The sequence below is a fragment of the Oceanobacillus sp. HCA-5259 genome (assembly GCF_037892815.1).
GTDB classification, from domain to species: Bacteria; Bacillota; Bacilli; order Bacillales; family Amphibacillaceae; genus Oceanobacillus; species Oceanobacillus indicireducens.
Genome location: NZ_JBBKBV010000090.1, coordinates 1 through 1,290, shown reverse-complemented (window position 1 = coordinate 1,290; position 1,290 = coordinate 1). Strand labels below are relative to the sequence as shown.

Genomic DNA, 1,290 nt, shown 5'->3' with positions numbered 1-1,290 from the left:
TAATATTAATAGTGAATCGAGTATTAAAAAACTAAAAAGAACCTACGTTCTAATACTTTAACAGATATTCCCATAAAGTAAACTTCTTTTCCAATTGTTTTAGTATTTTGTCACTTTTTCCACTCTTTAAAAGAAGAGGTTTTAGTGAATAACCAAATAATTCCTAATTTGACTATCAACAATGGTGTAGTTCATGAAGGACTATCATTGATCAACCATTTCAAACTATGGAAAAATTAATTACTATTTATGAATTAAATATCGCTCTCTTTATGCTTTTAATTAACCCAAAACGAGAAAAGGAAAGTAGGGAGGCCGTTTAAAATGGATAAGAGTAAACAAATCTATGAATTGTCCGAGACAAAGCGAACAACGAAAAACCGCCGACTTTTTGAGCGTTATCAGGTAGTCAAGCTGGTCTTGGAAGGAGTTCAGATTAAAGAAGCAGCTGCACGTATTATCAACCGTGACCCGCATACTGTGGGAAATTATGTCGCTTCCTATAAAAAAGGCTGGATAGAGGCTCTTCAGCCAAAGAAACAAAGTGGTCGCCCTCACCGCCTCACACAGGAACAAGAAAGTGAACTTCGGGAGATTGTTGCTTTTTCAACACCTGAAGAAGTTAGTTTCTCCGCCCGAGCAACTGGACTCTTTCATTGGTTGCGCAGCTGATTTAAGACAAATGGGGCGTCCCTTACCATGATCCGAGATTACCAGACAGTGGAAGGACATGGTACAACATTACTACTGACGATAATAGTAATTATCAACAACGTCTCCGATTACCTAGGTCACGGAAACATACAGGTAGGTATAATAACATTACAAAATAAAAAAGCACCATAGGAATAGCTCCGGATGCAAATTCTATTCTATACTTTTAGACAATTTTATCGAAAACACAAGGCAATGGATTTTTACAATTATAAGGTGGTGATAATATGATTCCTTCAATTGAATCCTTTCTAGCAGTTGTTGGCAATTGGGGTTTTCCACTTGTATTGGCCGTTTATCTATTAATTAGATTTGAAAAAAGAATAGATCTATTAACTGAAGCTATTGCGACCTTAAAAGAATCCATTAATAATAATGAAGGTAAATAGGAATACAACAAAGAAACTGTACATTAAGTCTGCAGCTATAAAGAGTAAAAATTTTTCGTGATAAATTCAATTGAATGAATTTCATAATTCTTACCGCTTGTCTCCCATCGGTTTTGAGAGATGAAAAAAGAAGCACCTCCCCAAATCTTGTATAATGGTAATATCCACAAAACTATAAAAAGACTGA

The 1,290-nt window shown here is 35.1% G+C and carries 2 protein-coding genes; both read left to right on the top strand.

Annotated features, from left to right (window positions below):
- Window positions 1-324 precede the first annotated feature (324 nt).
- Entirely contained in the window at window positions 325-672 is a 348-nt protein-coding gene (locus WKU33_RS18890; RefSeq protein WP_336253104.1) for a helix-turn-helix domain-containing protein, read from the top strand.
- A 269-nt stretch (window positions 673-941) separates the two neighbouring features.
- Window positions 942-1,103, top strand: coding sequence for a YvrJ family protein (locus tag WKU33_RS18885; protein ID WP_336253105.1), 162 nt, complete (start codon window positions 942-944; stop codon window positions 1,101-1,103).
- Window positions 1,104-1,290 lie beyond the last annotated feature (187 nt).

What these genes read in the sequence shown, in the direction of transcription:
- WKU33_RS18890 (WP_336253104.1), top strand. Translation starts at nt 325, where the DNA reads ATGGATAAGAGTAAACAAATCTATGAATTGTCCGAGACAAAGCGAACA.
- WKU33_RS18885 (WP_336253105.1), top strand. Translation starts at nt 942, where the DNA reads ATGATTCCTTCAATTGAATCCTTTCTAGCAGTTGTTGGCAATTGGGGT.